The organism is Bacteroides sp. CACC 737, from assembly GCF_013874375.1.
GTDB lineage: Bacteria > Bacteroidota > Bacteroidia > Bacteroidales > Bacteroidaceae > Bacteroides > Bacteroides uniformis.
Window position 1 is genome coordinate 4,232,164 of record NZ_CP059408.1, and the last position, 15,489, is coordinate 4,247,652.

General features: G+C 34.9%; 10 protein-coding genes and 2 pseudogenes. 3 read left to right on the forward strand and 9 right to left on the reverse strand.

The features are described 5' to 3' along the window. The 4 genes and pseudogenes from H1A11_RS17555 to H1A11_RS17570 form a co-directional block, all read right to left on the reverse strand. Nucleotides 1-2,874 carry a fimbrillin family protein gene (locus tag H1A11_RS17555; protein WP_181757517.1) on the reverse strand — a complete coding sequence of 958 codons (2,874 nt, stop codon included), beginning with the start codon at nt 2,872-2,874 and terminating at the stop codon, nt 1-3. A gap of 1,171 nt (nt 2,875-4,045) precedes the next feature. Next, a complete protein-coding gene (locus H1A11_RS17560; protein ID WP_181757518.1) occupies nt 4,046-4,894 on the reverse strand; it encodes a 2-C-methyl-D-erythritol 4-phosphate cytidylyltransferase in 849 nt (282 codons plus the stop codon). 20 nt (nt 4,895-4,914) lie between these two features. Then, nucleotides 4,915-5,238, reverse strand: a complete 324-nt coding sequence (locus H1A11_RS17565; RefSeq protein ID WP_181757519.1) for a hypothetical protein — start codon at nt 5,236-5,238, stop codon at nt 4,915-4,917. Nucleotides 5,239-5,339: 101 nt separating this feature from the next. After that, nucleotides 5,340-5,545, reverse strand: a pseudogene (locus tag H1A11_RS17570) (transposase); the annotation flags it as partial. Nucleotides 5,546-6,896: 1,351 nt separating this feature from the next. Between H1A11_RS17570 and H1A11_RS17575 the strand changes: the two are divergent. Together H1A11_RS17575 and H1A11_RS17580 are read left to right on the forward strand one after the other, a co-directional pair. Further along, complete coding sequence (locus H1A11_RS17575) at nt 6,897-7,631, forward strand: Ig-like domain-containing protein (protein WP_181757520.1); 735 nt, start codon at nt 6,897-6,899, stop codon at nt 7,629-7,631. A gap of 1 nt (nt 7,632) precedes the next feature. Next, nucleotides 7,633-8,649 carry a hypothetical protein gene (locus tag H1A11_RS17580; RefSeq protein ID WP_181757521.1) on the forward strand — a complete coding sequence of 339 codons (1,017 nt, stop codon included), beginning with the start codon at nt 7,633-7,635 and terminating at the stop codon, nt 8,647-8,649. A gap of 93 nt (nt 8,650-8,742) precedes the next feature. On the opposite strand, the pseudogene H1A11_RS17585 reads toward H1A11_RS17580, so the two are convergent. The 5 genes and pseudogenes from H1A11_RS17585 to H1A11_RS17605 all read right to left on the reverse strand — a co-directional run. Further along, a pseudogene (locus H1A11_RS17585) lies at nt 8,743-9,000 on the reverse strand (transposase); the annotation flags it as partial. Nucleotides 9,001-9,368: 368 nt separating this feature from the next. After that, entirely contained in the window at nt 9,369-10,166 is a 798-nt protein-coding gene (locus tag H1A11_RS17590; protein ID WP_181757522.1) for a hypothetical protein, read from the reverse strand. Further along, on the reverse strand, nt 10,163-12,577 hold the full coding sequence (locus H1A11_RS17595; RefSeq protein ID WP_181757523.1) for a DEAD/DEAH box helicase: 2,415 nt from the start codon (nt 12,575-12,577) through the stop codon (nt 10,163-10,165). The genes H1A11_RS17590 and H1A11_RS17595 overlap by 4 nt, the downstream gene beginning before the upstream one ends. 4 nt (nt 12,578-12,581) lie before the next feature. Continuing rightward, complete coding sequence (locus H1A11_RS17600) at nt 12,582-14,531, reverse strand: site-specific DNA-methyltransferase (protein ID WP_181757524.1); 1,950 nt, start codon at nt 14,529-14,531, stop codon at nt 12,582-12,584. A gap of 25 nt (nt 14,532-14,556) precedes the next feature. Then, nucleotides 14,557-14,760, reverse strand: coding sequence for a helix-turn-helix transcriptional regulator (locus H1A11_RS17605; RefSeq protein WP_181757525.1), 204 nt, complete (start codon nt 14,758-14,760; stop codon nt 14,557-14,559). 385 nt (nt 14,761-15,145) lie between these two features. Between H1A11_RS17605 and H1A11_RS17610 the strand changes: the two genes are divergently transcribed. After that, entirely contained in the window at nt 15,146-15,436 is a 291-nt protein-coding gene (locus tag H1A11_RS17610) for a leucine-rich repeat protein (protein WP_181757526.1), read from the forward strand. Nucleotides 15,437-15,489 lie beyond the last annotated feature (53 nt).

The window sequence follows — 15,489 nt, forward strand, 5'->3', positions numbered from 1 at the left end:
CTACCTATTATTTGTAGAGCTAACTACATAAGTCTCTCCATTGTCGGAAGTGGTAGCTGTATATCCTTCAGGACAGAAATTGGTGCTGTCTAGCTCCCCTTCCGCTCCGTTACTGGCAGGATTGAACTTATGGAATGTTCCACCTGTTACGATAACGTTTGCTTTCTTAGGATCAGCTTTGTAATGCTGATCATAGCAGTTAAGAACAAATTCATATGGCTTATTACCATCTGCGAGCTGTTGGATGCTATATTCACCACCTTTGATATTAGCAACACCTTCCCATACATATACAGTATGCACATTACCCACATATTCTCCTCCTTCTATGGTTAAAGTAGCATTATTACGCACATCTAACGCATAGCAGTCATCTTTTAATGCGGCCAGTTTACCGTCGCCCTTAATGGTAAGTTCTTTTCCTTGCACGGAAATCAGTGACCATGCCTTTGTCTTCTCATTCCAAATATTGGTAGTGTTAGAAAGAGTGTTACCGTTTAAGTTAAGAGTCATAGTTCCTTTTGTAATTATCTGTTTTGTCAAGATAATATCCTTGTTAAATTCAATATTTACATTGCCGTCTTCAGCGATGTAATCAGTTGCGCTCAAATCGGAGAACGTACCACCAGTAACCGACACTGTGATATTGTGATGTGCTCCATCTTCACGCTTTGCAATTCCTACCGATTTGCCTTTGGCAATGAATGTGCCACCAGTAATGTTGACTGTACAATCGCCATAAGTATTTTGATTGCCAGTACCAATGTTAATTACAGCATATCCCATAGTTCCAGTACCGTCACCCCATTGACCGGAATCTCCTGTACCTTCTCCAATGAGCTTAGCCTGGTCATTAATGTTCAATGTGCCGCTACGCATACCTATTGCACCACAAGCACCCTTGATGATTCCACCGGAAATTGTGGTAGTACCGGCTTGCGGCAAATAGACAGCATAATCTACCACAGAAATCAATTCTCCACCCGTGATGTTGATCACAGAATTCTGCGTCGTATTTAGACCGTTACCAGAAACCGCATACCAACCGGTTTCAATCTTACCACCTTCGATCGTAAGGTCAGCACCACGCCAGAGTCCGATACCAAACTGTCCGTTATTTGCCGGATTGTCACGTACTGCATAGATGTTACCACTCTTCATCGTCATTTTGGCATCCTCACCATCCACATAAATAATACCGGTGGTATAAGGGCTACCATAATCTTTCGTAGCCTTAATGACACCATTGCCAGCATTGTCTTGCAAAATAAAAGAGCCTTCTACTCTAATAAAACCATTGTTCGCGGCTTCTAGTGTCTTGCCATTCAAATCAAGTGTCACCTCTTTGCCCTTAGGAACCATCATTTCAACTCCTACGATATTCATGTCTTGTGGCAAAGTGTAAGTACCGCCTTCTGCAAACACCTTCTGCATATCGGCGACAGCGGCATCCATAACGACAAATTCTTCACCCCACGAAGACGGAATTTCAGCGCCATCCTCTTTATAAACTGTTACAGTCGTAGCTTGATTATCTGACGATTTTTCAATCGCTACCAGTTTCGCTCCCTTATTTACGCGGATATTACCTTTTTTCACGATCACCTTTCTAACTTCCACACCGTTGCCAATGACAAGTGTATTATCTGCTGTTTCGGATGTGACTGTACCATAAATAGCTGCACCCGCGTTACCGGTCAGGGCAACGGTTGTATTCGGCATGGTTATAGTTACATCCAATGGTTTAAACTCAGCAGTTTCATTGATAGGAATTGATAAGGTGAAGTTGTCAACGGAATTGTCTGTAGAACCTGAACTATTCGCGTCTGAAACTGTAAGGGATGCTCCGCTCGCTACCTTCTCCAATGAAAGGCTTTTGGCTGTCTCAGCGGTGCCATCTGAGGCAGCAGGAATAGAAATACTACTATTTGAACCGACTTCTCCGGTAACCGTTACTGCATCGCTATTTCCCAACGCGGTAGCGGCGTCATCCAAAGAGTTAGATTCTGTAGGAACCGTAGCATCTATATTTCCGTTGGGCAATTCGATTTTTTTCAAGTCACAACGGGCAATAGTATAAGTACCTGCCGCAACATTCACTTTTTCAGTAGAGCCTTGGCTTTCTGTAACTTTTATACGTACATCGTATGTCCCGGTAGGAACAGGCACATAGAAAACACCGGGCTGATCTTGGGTAGCACCACTGAATTCAATAGTTACTGTATTATTTTCACTGGTACTTGTCTCTGTTGATGCAATGACAGGAATATTGTCATTTAAGTTCACCGCAAAAGTGCCGGTAATTTTCTTGTCTACAATAAGAGACAAGGTTCCTGCCTTTATAGGCATCTTAGGCACTTTGATGCAGAACACACCGCCCAAGTGTTTCATTTGCACAGCACCGTTTACAATTTTTCCCCACATGGCCGGATTGAAGCTGTTGCCTTCACCTTGAACCGTAGTAAAGTAATCCGCATCCACTTTATTATATGTATAGGATGTAGGGAAATTATAAGTCAAGGTAGCACCATTTATGCTATGGTTGTCATAGTATGGATATACCGCATAATCACCGATGGTTCCGCTTATTATGCCGTCAAAAGTACCGCTTGCAGTTCCATTGCCATTTGTCAAGTTTAGGGCTGTAAATTTGCTGGCGTTTCCGGAAGTAGTGACACCTAATTGGTCTTTTTCTGACCAGTAGAATTTGCCATCACTTGCAAACCCCGCACGTGTACTGGAATGGTTTCCTTCCACGGTAGCGCTCAGTATGCCTTTTGTGGAAGTGGAAATCAATTCTTCATCATTTTCATTGCTACAAGCCGTTATCAGGAATGCGGCCATAGCCAGACTAATTAAAGATCTGATTTTCATTTTTACTAATTTAAATTCATTTTTTATAGACGTGTAAATTTACATACAGACCGAATTTCCGGAAAAGTTATCAATTCCAGTTTCCGTCTTCACCTCCGGAACTTACCGCAAATCCTTTTTCTACTTCTACTTCTACCACTTCCACCTGGGGAGCCTCGTAATTTTCAATAAATTTTTTCTTGTCCATAACAAAAATCTTTTAAGGGTTAAACAATATCTAAATATTAAGCATTTATGATTTATTGTCATTTATGTCTATATATATTATTATTAATGCAAAAATATGAATTTTATAGTAAATAATATTATTTTTTAATGAAAATATATATATTGCCGCCGATTTTATCCCCCACACAATTTGAATATCCATCATTTGGAGAACTGGAGATATATTAGTGGGGAAAATGTACGGCGGCGGTGGATATGTCTGGATTGCGTATTATCTTTGTGCCGTCGAAATGCTCTCTCTTTATACAATAGACTACTGTTGATATGCTCTGTCTAATGATGGATGGGGCATATCGTTTTTTTGTACCGCAGCATAATGGAAGTTCCGACAACAATCATTACTTTCGTTTTTATAAAGGAATGGATAGTCATATTGTTTCACCATGAGTGCATGGAAATTATACACGCAAATCTCTTTCTCTCGTCTGGTCAGTGATGATAGGATGAGAGTTTTTTGTATGATTTCACTTGCATATCTCATCTGAATATTCTAACTTTCAGACATAATTTTAGAAGTTGTATTCAAGGGTGGTCTGGGTTGGTGTTTTTCCGTGAGGATGAATTGTCACAATAAACTGTTTCATGTTAACTGACCACCCTTAATATTGTTTGAGTAATTTTATGCCCGTTCTGCCAGTGATTGGTCGGACGGGTATTTGCTTATCTCATCCGGTTGCTTTATCTTTGCGGATGTTGTAAGGTAATTAGATTGGAGACAGCTTGAAGAATCTTATTGTCTGTGAAGATAGCGTTTCATAAGCTCTATACTTGGGTCAGGCTGTCTTTCTTACTCTACAAAAAATAAGAGTCTTCTGGAATACAGTAAACACTATTGATAAAAGATGTAACCATAGCCATTATACACCATACTATCCGGAAGGCTTGGATGAATAGAAGAAACCATGTGGGAAATGTTCGGTTATCTTAAGGCTCTTATTTTTTATCACAATAAATACTTTGCTACAGACTTCCAATTTGGAAACTGTTCAGAACCGAATAATATAAGCTTGCCTTTAAAATTAGCAGCACCATTCTTCTTCCTATCATCTATTAAGTAATCACCTGCATTCAAGTTTTTATGGTGCGACAAGATTAAACGCTTATGGCATACTTCACCCAAATAACGCTTTACCCATTCCAATTTATCAGACCATGCACTTGGGTTGTCCCATGGAGCTGTCGATAATATGTAAATGTCATATTTGTTCTTTAAACAATTTATAGCATCTATTGCCCCTTCATTGGGTTGCATTTTGGAAAATATATTAGGGACTCTATCATAGCACCCCGCGTATTGTTTTTTTAGCTTCTCACTTAAGGCGTCTATGCCAGATTGGAAGTTTACCAACACATTATCCATGTCTACATATAGAACTTTCTTATTTGAGCACCGTTCGAGGTAATCCAATGCTTTTTTATATGTTTCCATTTTCCAATGTGGCTTACCATCCAAACGGGACAAATCCATATTGTCTTTCAAATCTTGTATTTTGACTTTTACGGCAAGTGGATTGGTTGCTACACGTTGGATGAATGTTTGGTAGTCCTCATCTTCTATTTGGGTCAGACACTTTAAAGCAGCCAACACTTCGTCACTAAACCCTTGTGCTTTTAATTCTTCCAATGTCATAGAGGTATCTTCTACCACATCGTGTAACAATGCCACAATCTTTTCATCTTCTGTTTGGCAATGTAATGCCACCCTTGCAAGGTGAAGTTTGTAAGGAGCGCCAGCTTTGTCTGTCTGCCCCAAATGAGCCTTGTAAGCAATATCTAAAGCCTTGTTCAACATATTATTTTAGTCGTTATAAATTATTCATCGGTTAGTGGTGCACGTGGAATGGAAAATGTGTCTTCATCCAAAAAGCCACCTGTCATTTCAATATAGTCATATATAATGTTGACAATATGTTCCAACTTACCATACGAAAACATAATCTTCTTTTTTTTTAATTGATGGTCTATATAATTTACAGTTTCTTCAAAATTTACATAATTACCAAAACCTATAACATCATTCCAGTAATTACTGAAAGCTGTATCAATTACTTCCCAAATAATTATTGGAAGTTCAAATTTAATTCGATTATATACAGCAACTTTTACTCTATCTGCATTTATAGAACCTGTGTCCATTTCAGTTTACGATATTGTTAAAATTTGAACTACACCTGACACAAAGATAACCAAAAAAGTTAGGCTTGCCGATTTTTTAGCTAAATTAACGTGAAATAAAATTAGAAAATAGCGAGTTGCTTGTTGTTGATGAATTTTACATCAATAGCGGGTTGCTTCTCAAAAAAGCTGTATGCTGCGATAGCTAACAATGAATAGGCAATGAAATTACAGAAAGAACGATGTAGGGAGTGTCTATCTGTGCAATGTTCTTCAATTCGTCATTGACCGTCTCAATCAATGCTCTTTTTCTGAGCAGAATCTTGTCAGCTATATTTCGTATACATATATTCGAGTTTAACCTTTATTAGTTCCTTAAAATGATTTTCATATTGCTTTGTGGTAAGAATCTCATAAAAAGTAAGTTCTTATTATTGGAAAATCTGGAATATGTCAGTGGAAAAAATGAATGGCGACTGTTTCGAAACTTTAATTGGTTACGCGGAAGAGTAATATGGACAAGGCTCACGTTATCGAGAAGTATTTAGATTTTTAACAAAATGTTTTTATACGTAACGAAATATCCTTTCTCGCTGATAATAGGATCTGTTTTTGTATATTTTTAAGCCTGCAAGATATATCAAAGACAGCCTGAAGAGCCTTATTGTCTGTGAAGATAGCGTTTCATAAGTTCTATACTTGGGTCAGGCCGTCTTTCTCATTCTACAAAAAGCATAAGCTTCCCGAAATACAGCGAACACTACCGATAAGAGATATACAACCGGAACCTGACTCCACAGATTAACACCATATTATTCGGAAGGCCTAAATAGATATAACAGAAAACACGTGGGGAATTGTTCGGTTATTTAAGGGCAATGAATTAAGTGCCTCTAAATTATCGGGAAGTGGGTTTAGGTTTTATTCCCGAAGTTCAAAGGCACATCTCCGAATTGTCCATAAAAACAAGAGAAATGTTATGTTTATAAGCCAGTCCCATTCCAATAATATCAATAAATGTACGGCAGTAGTGATATGTTCGGATTTTATGCAGTCTTTGCACCATCAGAAATACACATCTATAGTAGAACTGCTGTGTGCCCTATCCGATGATGGATAGGGTATATTCATTTTTCAGACTTGGGCAATATCATTATGAGCATAAACAAGTCCCTTGGAATGATGTTGTTTTTTATACATAATAGTAGTGTTTTTATACCATATAATCTCAAAATAACAATGAATGATACATCTTTATCCACTATTGTATTTTCAGCTGTTCTTTCTATTGACTATCTTTGTACAAATTATATATAAAATAAAGACGTCAACCTTATAAAAGAAATTGCCTATGGACTAATTGGGAGCGACTCTTGAAATCAATCATAACAATGTAATATGGCTTCGCCGAGAATTAAAAAAGCGTTACAAAACAACAAAGCCCTCCATTGAAGGTGCAATATCCATACAAGACGAAGCAAAAATAACCGGTGTAAAAAACACTATGGTACGAATAGCATCCAACCTCAAGCTGGAATGCGATAGTAAGTGTGAATCTTAATGTTTCGGGATTGAAAGCTGTGACTGCTTGTTATGCCAAGTGTATAGCTGCCGGAAAAGAAAGAAGGGACAACCACGATACAATAACATAATGTATAACCGATCATTTAATAGAAACAATGAAAAAAATATTCGTTTTATTCTTGCTTTCAATCATCAGCATTTCTAGTATATGCGCAGAGACAGTTCGCATGAAAGTAGGGGATACCAAAACACTTTCTCCGTCTGTTTTACCGACAAAAGTGCTTGCGGGACAGCCTGCATGGACCTCCTCTCGCCCCAATGATGTTAAGATCGTTTCAACAACTATGTACTCCTGCGAGATAGAGGCGGTTAATTCATTTAGCGGATATGCTACTATACATTGCAAATATTATTATAGAGAGTTGGACCCAACAACGGGCCAATATATATATCAGCGTTCCGGATATGTTGATTACAAGGTATTTGTTGAAGAAACAACAATAACAAGTATAGAGATTAGCCCTACCAATATCGAATTGAACAATGGTGAAACTCATAAGATGGAGGTTATAATTCTACCTTCCAATGCGAATCAGAGTGTAGCGTGGTCATCATCCGATCAATCTGTCGCGTTTGTCAATTCAAGCAATGTTCTTAGGGCCAACGGATATGGCACTGCCGTAGTAACTGCAACCGCAAGCAATGGTCTTACTGCGACTTGTACTGTAACAGTAAAAAAGAATGGGGATGACAGTGGGGAAAACAGTGGCAATGATGGACAAGACAGCACTGATTATGATGAACTGGACTATTATTTCCAAATAGCAAAAAAAAGGATGAACGCACTCCGGAATAAGGCTATACAACAACAGAATAAAAATAATGAATGACATGAAAAATATAACACTTCTCATTTTGTCCTTAATGGCATTAGCCTGCTTTTCCTCATGTAATGATGAAGGGGAAGAGAATGCGATTCCACAATATTCATTTTTCAAGCCCTACCTGGAATGGGGAAGTTCTAAAACGCAAATTGCCTCAAAGATGGCAGATTGTGTTGTTTTGTTAGATACAGATAATACGTTATGCTATCAATCAGAAAGTGAAACTATTGCCTATGCGTTTAAAAACGGCAAATTAAATACGGTCGTCGTTATTCCAGAAAGGGCATTGCCATTAGATGAAATCTTATTGGCGTTTAATGGCTACACATTATTAGGAGAATATGACAATATGGTTTATTTGAATGAACAATCGAATACAATTGCTGAAATTGAGGACAGCAACGGTTTTTATACTATAAGCTGGAGCCAGTACGGTCTTGATATGGCAAATGCGGTAGACTTAGGCTTGAGTGTGAAATGGGCAGACGTAAATTTAGATATGGGATATGATGATTATGCGGCACTGACCCCTGAAAACATCCAAGACGACATGACAAGGTACTTTAATGGATTAATTGGATGGGGAGATCCCACTGGTATAAAGAAAAGCGAAATTGAGGGCGATTATCCCAAAGCCAGTTCAATAAGCGGTACAATATATGATGTTGCTAAAGTAAAATGGGGAGGCAAATGGAGGGTTGCCACTCAAAGCGAATTCCAGGAACTGATTTCCGCTTGCATATGGACTTGGGAAGAGAGGAATGGCTATTATGGATATAAAGTCATAGGCCCGAATGGAAATAGTATATTCCTTCCAACTACAGGATACAGAATAGGTCTTTCATGGTATAGTAGCGATAAAGGATATTATTGGACAGGTACTATGCGACCAGGCACAAGTCCGTATCCATATGTTCTAAATTTCGACAAAGCGAATAAAGGACTCAATACTTCATCTGTTTCTGGTTTGGCTTATCCGTTTAAGCATTTTGGTTGTGCGATAAGACCTGTACAAGATGAATAATTCCTTTCCGGTATGGAAGAAACAGAAAAATGCTATTTGAGGCAGTATCCATAATTTTGTGTAAATAGAAACGGGATTCAGTTATAAGTTCTCTTACATCTGGATTCTGTTTTCAAAAATAAGCATAAATTGGTTCATAATCAATCCCCAGTTAGTAATCGGCATTGTCCATTTTTTCTCAATCTCCATCAGAGCGAGGTATACCATTTTCTTCACAGTATCATCCGACGGGAATGAAAGCTTTGATTTAGTGTACTTTCTGATTTTTCCATTCAGATTTTCTATGAGGTTTGTGGTGTAGATTATTTTCCTAATTTTCAATGGGAACTGGAAGAAAACAGTCAGGACATCCTTCTATATCCCAATCAAATTAATAATATTCGCCATCAATTAAATTATCATTAGACACATAAACTTTTTGCTCTATAGGTTTACCACCGGAACCTTCTATTCGTTCCCCTGCAGCACCACGTAAGTCATCAAAATACGAATTGTCTTTATGATATAGCCCTATAATATATGGAGATGCAACTCTTTCTTTATATAATCAATGAAAGGCTTTTCCATGTTAAATGTTATTTGTTAAATAATCCAAGATTACACACTTTGTTGAATATAATAAGCTTTGATGATACAATGATAAATAATTCTAAATTAGATGTTTTGTACCATCAAAGCATATAGTATATAATTAGCAGGTATTATAAAACCTATTTTTATTATAATTTTAGTCTGCTTTTTATTTCAGACATCATTTCATCCATACTAATTGTATCATTATTTTTTTCCGCATTTTTCGTCGGATAGACAAATCCTTTTGATGTTGATATTTGTTTAAAATTTATTCCTCTTTTTGATGGGAGATTATTAATATGTAATCTTATTTCTTCATTAAATATTTCTAGAAGTCTCTCTTTTCGAAATATATAAAACTTATCTGGAGTTCCAATGAGCCAATAAACACAATTATCTATTTTAAGTATCCCAGAATTCACATATTCCCAATTTGATGATTTAGACTTCTCTTGATATTCAATATAAATATTGCCATATTTATTTATTAATGTATCATTTTTGATTTCAATACCTAAAGAGTTTTCTCCTAACTTATATTGTCCTTCAGGCGTAAGATAAGGCTCTAAATTTATTCCATATCTATCAGATATTAATTTTGCAATGTAATTTTCAAAATCAAATCCCATCTGAAGTTTTTCCTTATAATAATCTGTTTTTTTTCTATCGCTCCATAAACAAGCTTTTGGCTTGTATATTGTTCCAAAACCTAACTTAAATTCCTCTGTTGTTTCTTTATTTTGCCTGAACCAAAGAATAACAGGATCATTATCTTGTACGTTTTTTATCCATTGATTGAATTTTTTTACAATAATATCTGTTAACTCAAAGTTGTTGTACTTACATATATTTACATCGTCATGTTTTTCGTGTAAATGATAATATACATATATCTGAATATACTCTAGAAAATCCCTTCCGTTTTTAAATTCTGTAAATTTCATTTTTCTACAGTTTCTAATAGTTCATCCAAAAGTTTCCAATTCTCAGATAGTTTACCAGGAGCATAATTGTAAGGTAAATTGTTTGAACAGTACCACTGATTATTCTCTAATACAACAAGTCCTCCTATGCAATTAACTCCATTCTTTTTTAATGATTCTATTTTATTGTATAGTCCTTCAGCTCGTCCATTTGTATCAGTAGCTGTAAAGCCTGCTTTTGTATCAAAGATACCAATAACACCAGATTTAAACCTTATAATCCAGTCCGGATAAAATAAAGCCTCTGAAGCATTGTCAATTGTTGTATATTTTAAACAGAAATAATCCTTTCCATTATCACCATTTTTAAACCACCAATCAATTAGATTATTCTTTCCTTCCAAGAACTTAATAAATTTAATTTCATTTTTCTTCCCTTTATATTCTTTTCTAATATAAAAAGGTTGCACAACAGATAATTTAGTCGTTGTTTCGTCTTCAGAAAGGATATGAAAATCTTCAGTATATCTGTATTCTGGTTTTATATCAAATTTCATTTTTTCTTTCTCTTCAATCTTAATTTTTCTGTTTTTAATATACTCCTTTCTGATTGGATAATACTCTTTTAAAGCATAGGTAATCGTCTTTCTAAAAACACTATTTTGCTCTTTATTTATATCTGCTAAGAATACTTTATAATAATCAATTGTATCTATACCTAACATAGATTTAAACCATACTCTTAAAGCTGATTTTAAAGGGCCCCATGAACGAGAAACATTTGATATTTTTGCTGTTTCATCCGATTGCTCCGTCAATATCTTATAACACCAATAATTAAAGAGTCGTTCTATATCATTTCTTGAAATTTCATATTCTTCGTCATATCCACCAATAACAGAGTCTAAACTTAACTTATCATAATCCGGAATTTCTGCATTTACAATAATCCTATTCGTCAATTTAGGACACAGGGATACACCTTTATTTTGAATTTTTTCTCTTACTTTATCTACAAAATCCTGTTCTGTTATACCAAAGAAATCAGATAAATATTTAGTGAAAAATTTTTGGAATAACAAAGCATTACCTAAATCTCCATAGTCAGCCCTCGAAACAAAGTCTGAATATATATCGTCAATATTATTTACTAAATCTTTTCTATAAGCAGTAAATATATAAGGTTTGTTTTTCTCCGATTGCTCTGGTATTTTGACTTCATTCCTTTTATAGTTAGTGAATATGAAACCAAGTTTTAAATTGGGATTATATTTATAATCATCTATCTTATCAGGCTCTACAAATCTTAATATTCTTCCAACTGTTTGAGTATAAAAAGTAGGAGAAGATATTTCCCTATACATTAACAGAATTTGGGCACGAGGACAATCCCATCCTGTACCAGCTGCTTGTTTGAATAACATAAAATCAATATCAGACTCATTATTTTCAATGTAGTCCATATTTACTCTTTTACCATCAAACCATAGAGCTACCTTATTATCTATATCAATCCCTTTTTTATACAAGAAGTCCATGACAATTTGCTCTTTTGTCTTTTCCCCTGTACTTATGAGCTTATGATCATCATTTGGGAGCTGTATTATTATTAATGGATTGATAGCTTTTCCCAAAACTTTATATTCCAAAGCTAATTCTTCTCTTTTTTCTATAGCAAGATTTAATAACAACTCATCTAAATCCTGGCCAGGCATAGCTTTCAAATCTTCTTCTGTTTGGGTTACAATCTTTTCTTTTATAAGACCTGCATTTACAACATCTTCTCTTTTAACAGATACAAATCTAGCTCTGCCTTCCTCAACTTCCTCCTGATTAGGAATATATTTAGGAGTAGCTGATACATTAATTATAATTTTGGGATTGACAACATCAATAACACTCGACTGAGCCAAATCTGAGAGATGCGTATGACTTTCATCTACAATAATAATTATCTCTCTATTATCTTTAAAAGTATTTTCTATTATATCCTCAAAATAGTATCCTTGCTCCTTATTTAATAATGGATCGCTAGGTCTTCTTAGTACTCTATTCTCGGCTGCTTGAGATACTAATTTTTGCCAGTTAATAAAAAGTATATCATTTTTTTTCAGTTTACCCTGCTTAAAATCTTCAACTGTTAGAAGATTATTCTTTAGATTATTACTAAAGTATTCAGTAAACTTATCTTTACTCTGCATGGCTAATGTATCACTAAATGTGATCCAAATAAAAGCCTTATCAAAATCCCAATTGGGCAGATCGTTTAAGCCATTTACAAAATGAGTTAGCATAAATGTTTTTCCACTACCTGTTGGTGACTTGAAAACTAAATTGCATTTTCTTGCCGGAGAATCCCATAAAGCTAGAAAATTCGTAGTTAACTTCTCTATAGCTTCTTCTTGAAAACCAAATGGTTTATATCTACTCATACTACTATCTCCTATATATTTTTTTATAAATATCTAAAATTGGTTGAGGAACAGTCTTTAATGTTAAGTCTTTAAAATCTTCAAAAAGATCTTCATATTCACTTGTACCACCCCAACTGAAAATATACATGGTTATCTTTTTATCTATCTTTTTCAATTTTTCTAAAAGATGAAACAAATCATAAACTTCTTCTTTAAAGTATACAGCTGTAGCTTTTTCTTCATTTTCAAAAATCTGATAAGATTGAGTTCTTTCAACTTCCAGTAATGTATTTGCAGCCAAAGCTAATAAATACCCAGCATTTTGAGCAAGCGAGACCTTATCTTCATCTGAAACGGATAAGATATTATGATCGCCTATAAATGTAGATTTGTAGTACATTAAAGTATCATTTGTACCTTTTTTAAATTCACCATTTTTAGTTATTCCATAAATCACATATTTGTCCTTTTTTATTTCCTCCTTAATTTTATCATATCTTTCTTTATACTTATCAGAAAAAAACTCCTCATGAGCATTCAATATCGGAGTATTATTAATTAATAATTTTGTATTAAGAGGTACTTCATAGAGAATCTCACGTTGGTTTTTCTTAAGAGTATAACCATTTATTATATTTTTTAGTCTCGGATATGTTACTTCATGTGCTATGTTATTCTCATTATTTGTACACAAAATAACTTGTCTTTGTCCTCCATCAAGCTGATTTAATTCCATAACCGCTTGACCTGTAGAACCGCTTCCTGCAAAAAAATCCAATATTACTGCATTCTTATTGGTTGTGCCTATTGATAGAATAAACTTTAGAAAATCAACGGGTTTCTTACCATTTCTAAACTCTATACCTCCTTCATAACCGACATTATTAAATGCTTCTTCGAAATCTAGATAATTTGGATAAGGAACTTCTTTTACGTCTTTTTTACTTAATGGAACACCCTGAAAATAAAATCCATTGGCATTCTTCTCTGAACTACGTGTTAAGAAGTATCTAAAAGGATACTTATCATCACCTATATCTGGAACCTTATATAAATAGTTAAATAGGTGATTTCTCTCCTCTAAATATTTCATATGAAAACGTCCAGAACTATTTCCATCTTTTATTGAACCTCGAATATTGATTTTTTGAAAATTACCAACTGAAGGCTCTGTTTGGACTATACGATATTGCCCAGGTTTAAAAACAGAAACTTCTTTATTTCCCAGCATTATAGTCTCAGGATTATCAATTAATTCCTCTATAGTATAAACATAATTATCTATTGAAGTATTATCTTGTAATCTTTTTAATACTTTAAATTTAGGTGACCTTCTATATAGAAGAAGTAACTCGGTTGTTTCATGATAGTCCTTATCACCTTTAAGAATACGATCCTCATGGCGCACCTTAACAGTAAATGTAGTCAGATAATTTGATTCCAGAAAAATTCTGTCACACAACAGTTTTAATTGAGCATATTCTTCCTCATTTATTGAAATAAAAATTGCACCTTCAGGCTTTAAAAGATTATAAGCAAGTTCCAACCTTTTATACATAAATGATAGCCAATAGCTATGTCTTAATGGATGATCTTTGGGAACTTCTGTTCCGTCAGGAAACTTATTTAGAATTCTTTTATCTCTATATCTAAATCCATCTGAACCGGTATTATATGGAGGATCAATATAAATTATGTCAACTTTCTCTTTATGAGTATAATTAAGGCATGTGAGGGCATGATAGTTATCTCCTTCAATTAATATGTGCTCAGTTTTAGCCTCAGTATTTATAATACTTTTTTCTTTTACCTCCTCAAGTACTTGTATTTTATTTTCCGCTTTTTCAAAATCCTCAGGAACATCAAGCCATACTAAACCATATTTCTCTTTTTTAAGTCTATTATTGGTAATAGAAATAACTTGCTCTAAATGATTAATTTTATTTTGAAGTTCTATTTCTTTATTGGTCATATTATAAGATATTAAATTACTAAAATTATTTATCTACTCTTATCAAATCAACAACACCCACGTTTAATAATTCAGCTATTTTTATAAAAACCTCAATTGATGGTTGAGAACTATTTGTGCACCATTTGGAAACAGTTGCAGGATCTTTATTCAATTGTTCTGCTAACCACTTACTTGTTCTATTCTTTTCTGCAAGAACAACTTTTATTCTATTAATCTCCTTTTTCATATTATATACACTTTACTATTATTCAAAGATACTATTAATTATTTTAAATTGAAAATAACCCCTATAAGATTGCATAATTTTCACTTAATAAAATGCTGTGGATACCCATACAAGAACTTGTTTGACTGTATTTTGCCACCAAAGATAAAAGCTTTAAGGCTGCGATACTCTTCGTTTCAAAGCCTCTAACATTGACAATTGGTTATCGGAAACCGGTCTGAAGACGAAAACAAGCAGTCCGCCCCAATGATGCAGACTAAAGCTTGCATTGCTGGAAATATAGAAAAAAGTAAATATAAATTCAGTGGAACAGCATTTGGGGACAAATATTAAAACATGCCTCATTGGCATTTTATATAAGTTTTTTTCAACAGTACTTTGAACAGTGAAAGAATTTTCTGATAGCCAGAACATGATGGAAGCGGGCGCTTTCTCGTTCAACAATGAGCTGGAGGAGAAAATCATACCGCAGGAAGTCACGAGAATCGAGGACATGGCTTTCGAGGGCTGTCCCAAACTTTCCCATGCATATCTCCTCCCTTCAATGGACCATATCGGAAGTAATGTCTTTGACCGCTGCGGTGCCCTTAAAGCCATATTCGTAGAGCAGGGAGAGGAGGAAAAAATCAAGCGTGAACTTTCCCCGGGTATGCAAGGAAAGCTGATGGCAGTGTGAATACGCCTTGAAAAACTTTTCCAGATACAGATTTATAACCTTGACAATTCCCG

Coding starts and splice junctions, on each gene's coding strand:
- H1A11_RS17555 (WP_181757517.1), bottom strand. CDS start 2,874: ATGAAAATCAGATCTTTAATTAGTCTGGCTATGGCCGCATTCCTGATA.
- H1A11_RS17560 (WP_181757518.1), bottom strand. CDS start 4,894: ATGTTGAACAAGGCTTTAGATATTGCTTACAAGGCTCATTTGGGGCAG.
- H1A11_RS17565 (WP_181757519.1), bottom strand. CDS start 5,238: ATGGACACAGGTTCTATAAATGCAGATAGAGTAAAAGTTGCTGTATAT.
- H1A11_RS17575 (WP_181757520.1), top strand. CDS start 6,897: ATGAAAAAAATATTCGTTTTATTCTTGCTTTCAATCATCAGCATTTCT.
- H1A11_RS17580 (WP_181757521.1), top strand. CDS start 7,633: ATGAAAAATATAACACTTCTCATTTTGTCCTTAATGGCATTAGCCTGC.
- H1A11_RS17590 (WP_181757522.1), bottom strand. CDS start 10,166: ATGAAATTTACAGAATTTAAAAACGGAAGGGATTTTCTAGAGTATATT.
- H1A11_RS17595 (WP_181757523.1), bottom strand. CDS start 12,577: ATGAGTAGATATAAACCATTTGGTTTTCAAGAAGAAGCTATAGAGAAG.
- H1A11_RS17600 (WP_181757524.1), bottom strand. CDS start 14,531: ATGACCAATAAAGAAATAGAACTTCAAAATAAAATTAATCATTTAGAG.
- H1A11_RS17605 (WP_181757525.1), bottom strand. CDS start 14,760: ATGAAAAAGGAGATTAATAGAATAAAAGTTGTTCTTGCAGAAAAGAAT.